Genomic DNA, 6,104 nt, shown 5'->3' on the forward strand with positions numbered 1-6,104 from the left:
CGATGTCGCGGTCGGTGATGATGCCGACCATCCGCTCGTTCTCGTCGGCGATGACGATCGATCCGACGTCGAGGTCGGCCATCACTCGCGCCGCTTTGGCGACGGTCTCGTCCTGCGATATCCACTGGGCGCCGGGCTTCATGATGTCGCGTGCCGTGGTCATAGAGCTACCTCCTCATATCCAGCAGAGCTGATCAAATGGGATGAAGCGCCCTCATTCTCCAGGAGATCGTGGCGCGGTGTGGGGGAATGCAACCTCACTTTTAAATGACTGTTCGGTTTCTTTTGTGGGTAGCGTTCTGCGCTCTCGCGGATGCTGAAAGTCGCCGCCGAGCACGACATCGAGGGTGTGATCGGGAAGCAAGTACCGGGAGGGAAGGTCTCAGGCTTGGCGAAAGTTGCCGTTGCGGCGCACGACCGAGGCGGTGGTGGTCGGCTAGCCGCCCGGCCACGCTGGCGAGGGCGCCTACGGTTCGGTGCCCGGCGCCCAGGACGCCGCTACCGCCCTGCCCAGCCTCGGCGAGGCTCAGTCCAGCAGCGCACGCGGTTCGACCACCTGCTGCTCACCGTCCACGAACACCTCGCGCCCCGCCTGCCGCTCCGAGTTCGCAGTCATGACCATGGACCGGCTTCGCCCAGCTACATGCGACGGGGCCGCTGTGCCGCAGCCCCGCCGCATGCAGCGCTGTCCCGAACTGCACTGGTCGGGGCTACTGGGTTTTTAGGCCGTGACCGGGGAGTTCCCTCCCACGATTGACCCCGGCCGCAACCAGGAGACCCGCACGCCCGGCGATCACGGTAGGCAGGCGGGCCCGCCGCGGTGATGGCCTTGTGGCCGGCGACTTCCCGGCCGCGGTCCCAGGTCAGGGTTCGGCGCATCGGCGCGGGCAGGCTGACCTGGCTGGGTCGCTCTCGCCAGCATGCGACCTGGTGCCGATCAGCGAGCGGCCGATCGAAGTCGAGGGCCGACTCGCGCGATCCAGGTCAGAGCAATGGACTCGGCCGACCACTCCGCCGGGGTGGGCAGCCGGAACCGCCCGATCGGGACAGCTGAGAATGTCGGCCGAGAAGTTACGGCACCCCTGTTCCCGTCAACAGTTGCTGGGTGCGGGCTCGCCGCGGACCCGGCCGTTGAGCCACGCCATCACCTCCGGGGCACCGATCACCGCTCCCGACAGATGCTCGGGTGCGGGAACGCGCATCGCCTGCACTGGAACACCGGCCGCACACCAGCGGTGATCGGTGTTGTCGATCGCCTGGACCGGAATCAGCGGGTCGTCGGGTGAATGCCATTCGAACACCGGCGTTGCCGGCACTTCGCCGAAGAGCTCCAAGCTGTTCTCCTCCAGCACCGCCCGGCCTTCACCGACGTCGAAACCCGAGGTATCGGTCGTGAATGCCCGCGCGCTGCCGCCGAGGCCGTCTGCGAGGATCTGATTGGTGCAGTCGTTGGCCATGGCATCGCGGATCGCCAAGCCACGCTGGTTGAGGTACGAGCTGATTGGCAACTGGCTCGGATATTCACGCTCGAGGCCGATCGCCGCCGCCATGGCCAGCCCGAAGGCCGGGTGCGGGTCGAATCCCAGCACCTCGACCATCGTCAGCAGGTTCATCGGGGCACCGCCGATGGCCGCGCCCGCGAGTTTCAGTTCCGGTGCGTACGTGGGCTGCATCGCCGCCGCCGCCCCGGTGGCCATGCCGCCGCCGGAGTAGCCGGCCAACGCGACCGGGCTCTGCTGCGAGGCGAGTTCTGGCACCTGTTTCACCGCTCGGACGCCGTCCAGAACGATCCGGCCACCCAGACGCGACGCGCCGAATGCGAAGTACGGACCGAGATGATCCGGCAGCGCGATGCTCCAGCCCTGCGCCATCGCCACATTCAGAATCGACGCCGTCGTCAAGAGATTCGGATCGTCGGAGTACAGCAGATGCGACACCGCACAGCGAGTGCCGAGCGCATTGATGAAGTGCTGATACGACATCAATGGGCCGTCGGGCCGGTGACCGGCGGGGGTGAGGACCGTGGTGGTCGCCGCGATCGGCTCATCCCGGGAGTTGGCGGATCGGAATTGTACAAGAGTAACGGTGGCGCCCGGAAATACGGCCACCGGCGGCATTGCCCGCACGCGGAGCACGTCACCGGGCTGGTGTGCCGCCAGATCCGCCGGGGCGGCGTAGAACGGATCTGGATCGGGTATCGGATAAATCGAGTCCGCCCCGGCGGGAGTCACCATTGACAACCCGAGAACTACGCCACCCAGCGCAGCCAGCACTTTCGCCGACCCGCTACGAAGAACAAGAGGAAACTGACCAAGCACGTGTCCGACCTCCATGAATAGTTCACTTCGTTCGACAAGCCAGTCCGAATTCTCAGGAGACTATAGCGGTGAACTCTCAGAGACACGCGCGTTTGCTACACCTATTCGCAGCGGTTCGTGTTCGTGGTTCGCTACCCCATAACGTCCCGCCAGGCGGAGCAGGGCCGCGGTCGGGTTGCCCTGCGCCGCACGGCAGACGATGTCGCTCGCGCCGGACTGGCGCGCTTGTCGGCGGGCGGCGTCGAGCACATCGTCCGCTTCCGCCGGCCCGAGGAGCAGGTGCGCTTCGGACTTCGGATGTCGATGACCGGGTCGTCCTCAGCGGGCCGTCTGGGCGAGTAGGCACAGCCGATGACGAGTTGCGCTCGTTCTTCCGCGGCGCGCGTCGCGGCGCGGTCGATCGCGGCGAGAGAGGCGGCGGAGCCGCTGGCCCCGACGACGATCGGTGCTGTGGCCGACATGGCGGCCCGAACCAGGCGGCCGATATCCGGGCAGGCGGGATAATCATTGCCGAACAAGCAGTGCAGGAAAGGGGTTTGCATTGCGGTCGGGGGCATTGGGGTTCCTCATGGTCTGCCGAGCTCGCACCCGCATCAGCCGCTCGCGCGGGGCCCACGCCACCGCGCGCCGCCGCCGCGCCGGCACGGGAGCGGGCGGCGTTGCCCACCTCGACTCCGCGAGAGCGGGGGTACCGGCTGGCCGTGCGGACGCGGCGGGACGGGCGGCGGCTGATGCGGGATGCTGCTCTGCGGTCAGCGGTTTCGTTGATAGGTGCCACAAACCAGTCGTCGCGTCACCGTGACGTTTCGGCTGGTGGTGGGGTCGGTTGACGGCGAGGCCGGGCTGCCCTGGGGGCGGCGGGATGTCGATCGTGGCAGGGGCCGGTTTGAAGTCCCAACGCATCGGGCTGGGGTCGAGGATGGACTGCCCGGTGGAGGGGTCCGGGTCGGCGGGGAGCGGGGTGAACAGGTCGCTGCAGTCGGCGGCGATGATGTAGGGGCCCCACTGGCACTGCAGGTTTCCCGCGGCCCGTGCCCTCGGCCGCGAAGGCAGCGGCGAGCAGTCCGCCACATAGGATGGCCGCGGTGGCGCATCGCTTCAGGGGCGTGGTGAGTGCGTTCATCGAAATTCCTTGCCACAACTCGAAGTACAGAGCGGACGGTGTGCGCTCTGGTGTGAGTGGCTGGCGGGCCGGGCAGGATCGTCGACTCCCGCGCGCCGAAGCGGGGGAGTCATGGCGTCCGGCGCCATACAGGAATGTGGTCACGCTGGTCGCTTCCGGCGCTCAGCGGGCTGCCACCGGCGGAATCCTGTGCAGCAGAAGGCTTCACGTCCGCCAGCACCGTCCTGCAGTCCGGTGCCGGGAGACCGCCAGGGCGAAGCGGCCCGCAGCCATCCCGAACACGAACCGCTCCAATCAGCCACTGGCAGGACCACATAACAGCGGTGTCTCGGGCCGGAAACGCCCCGACGAAAGGCTAGAGCACCCACCATGCTCGGCAACGCGTGACCGGATCGGCCTCTCCGAACCGGACTTCTCGCGTGTTCGGAAACGATGGTCAGCCAGCGCGCTTATTGTTAGCGCCAGCAGCTACTTACGCAGGAGGTCTCGCTGTCCCGTTAGGCTGATTGCCTCCCGTTAGGCGGCGTCCAGCGGGTTCGACGTGATGCGGGCCGCCGCGCCGCCCGCCACAAAGGCCGCCGCCGCGCAGTCCGGCTTGCGTACCGCCTGGTCCTCGAACAGGGCGAGGAAGGCCGGCCCGAAGCCCAGCCGGGGGTATTCGGCCACCAGCGCTGTGCGGAATGCGGGGCCGAATTCGGCCACCCGCAGGCCGGAGACGTCCGCGCTGGTGCCGACCTGAAGGAGGTGACTTTCGACGTCCCCGGTCGCGCTGACGTCGTCACGCATGTGCAGGACGATCACCTCCTCGGCACGGGCCCGCCGGGCCGCTGGCCATCCCAGACCCGCGGTCAGCACGCGGGCGACATGACCACCTGCCTCCTCGAACGGGAGAGTGTGGTTGTCGAACGGAGCGGTCAGACCCAGGTCATGCAACAGCGAGCTGACGTAGAGGAGCTCCTCGTCGTATGAGAGCCCGTGCGCGGCGGCATACGCGGCGGCGAAGGCGTAGGAGCGCACAGAGTGGTTGAGCAAGGTCTTGTCCGCGTACTCGGAGGCGATCTCGAAGGCAGCTCGCGCCGATGGCGTGTCAAGTATCCAGCTCATAGACCCCGACCCTAGGCTCGCAAAGCCACGTCGCTGAAATCCATCTCCGAAAGACCCCCGGGGAGTTCAGCCGGGCCCATCCCTGAGGTGCCCCCGACGACGAGCACCCGCCAGTCGGGAAGACTCCTCACCTCATCCGTACCGTCCATACGGGCAGAGTGCTGTAGCCGCTTCTTTCACCCGGGCCACACCAGCCGCAGCGGTTTCCGGGCCCGGTAGTAATCGCAGTCACGTAACAGTGGCCAGAGCAGGACGCTGTCGGCGATACCCTCGATCTCCGAGCCACTGATTCAGGATCCGCACCAACAGTCGTGTGGGCCACATCGTCGAGGCTCGGATGTGCGCCGACCCTGATCGCCCGGGTGGCATTGCCCAGCAGCTCGATGTCGGTGAGGTCGTTGCCGAAAGCGATGTACCGCGTAATTCCCGCTGCGCGCAACGCTTCGGCCGCCCCTTCGGCCCGAACGTTGAGAACCGATGGTGGCCAAACGTGAACTCTCCATCGATGGGCCGGCCGTTCTCGCAGGAACAGGGTGCTCCGCAGCCTGTTCGTTTGAGGTTGTTCGACGCCCGACCAGCGGCAGCGCCGATGGGGAGGATCGCACGATTCACTCGGGTCAGGCCGGGTCAGTGCTGGTGGCCGAGCCGAGGTCTATCGTCTTGCTTATGACTGACCGGGATGATCCGTCGGCGGTTTCGGAGCTGGTAGTCGAACATCGGATGGCCGGCGAGGTCGCGATCGTGACGGTACGTGGCGAGGTCGACGCCGCGACCGGCGTGCAGCTCGAGCAGGCGGTGCGTACCTGCCTGGCCAGTACCCGCGGCGGGTTCTGTGTCCTGGATCTGACCGTCGTGCGTTTCCTGGGCGGTCATGGCCTCGCTGTCCTTCTCAAGGTCAGTCGCAGTGCCGAAAAGCTGCATCAGCCCTTGCGTATCGTCGTCGATAGCAACCGGCCGGTGGTTGCTCCGATCGAAATCACCGGTCTGGAAGAGTTTCTCGCGCTCTACCACAGCGTCGAGGAAGCCCTGCGACCCTGAGACTGCAGATCACCGGCCCGGTCCCGCGCTCATGACCGCATTGGTCGCAACCACCCTCGACAACACTCGCATCTGCAGACTGAGGTCGGGTTGTCGTTGGGTGCCGGTCGATCCGGTCCTGGTGATCGCCGCCGCAGCGCGGACCGGGCTGCTGCTCGCCAAAAAGTCTGTAGTGGCAGCTCTAGACATTCCCCGTGTGGGTGTGTAATTTCACTGTCGTTCAAGTGGGAGATCGAGTGACTGGGCAGGTGAACTGCCTGGTATGCGGTACCTCCCGCCCCTGTCGGGGCAGGCGAGAATCCGGCTGGCCTTCTGGCTGCCCGACCGCCGCCGGCAGGGGCGGGACACAGCAAAACGAAACCTCGCAGACAGGCGTAGACATGGAGGTGGTGGCCACTGAGTAGTCGACATTTGGTTCCGCGACTCGAGCGGTTCAGGTCGCGGTGTACGCCATCGGCCTTCGGAGGCCGGTGAATAGTTCGACCCTTTCGTATACATATGTCACAGGCCCCGGCGCACCC

At 66.6% G+C, this 6,104-nt stretch carries 5 protein-coding genes; 2 read left to right on the forward strand and 3 right to left on the reverse strand.

Features of this window, described 5'->3' with window-relative positions:
- Both ACFV4K_RS34370 and ACFV4K_RS34375 read right to left on the reverse strand, forming a co-directional pair.
- Positions 1-163, reverse strand: a 163-nt coding sequence (locus tag ACFV4K_RS34370) for a CBS domain-containing protein (RefSeq protein ID WP_379280485.1), incomplete at its 3' end; no start/stop codon positions are given.
- A gap of 928 nt (positions 164-1,091) precedes the next feature.
- Entirely contained in the window at positions 1,092-2,333 is a 1,242-nt protein-coding gene (locus tag ACFV4K_RS34375; RefSeq protein WP_379280480.1) for a lipase family protein, read from the reverse strand.
- Positions 2,334-2,441: 108 nt separating this feature from the next.
- Here ACFV4K_RS34375 and ACFV4K_RS34380 point away from each other — a divergent pair, with 108 nt between their 5' ends.
- Positions 2,442-2,660, forward strand: a complete 219-nt coding sequence (locus ACFV4K_RS34380) for a hypothetical protein (protein WP_379280481.1) — start codon at positions 2,442-2,444, stop codon at positions 2,658-2,660.
- Positions 2,661-3,957: 1,297 nt separating this feature from the next.
- Here ACFV4K_RS34380 and ACFV4K_RS34385 read toward each other — a convergent pair.
- Entirely contained in the window at positions 3,958-4,545 is a 588-nt protein-coding gene (locus tag ACFV4K_RS34385; RefSeq protein ID WP_379280483.1) for an HD domain-containing protein, read from the reverse strand.
- A 666-nt stretch (positions 4,546-5,211) separates the two neighbouring features.
- Between ACFV4K_RS34385 and ACFV4K_RS34390 the strand changes: the two genes are divergently transcribed.
- Complete coding sequence (locus ACFV4K_RS34390) at positions 5,212-5,583, forward strand: STAS domain-containing protein (RefSeq protein ID WP_379280484.1); 372 nt, start codon at positions 5,212-5,214, stop codon at positions 5,581-5,583.
- Positions 5,584-6,104: the final 521 nt, after the last annotated feature.

The organism is Nocardia sp. NPDC059764, assembly GCF_042732555.1.
Taxonomy (GTDB): Bacteria; Actinomycetota; Actinomycetes; order Mycobacteriales; family Mycobacteriaceae; genus Nocardia.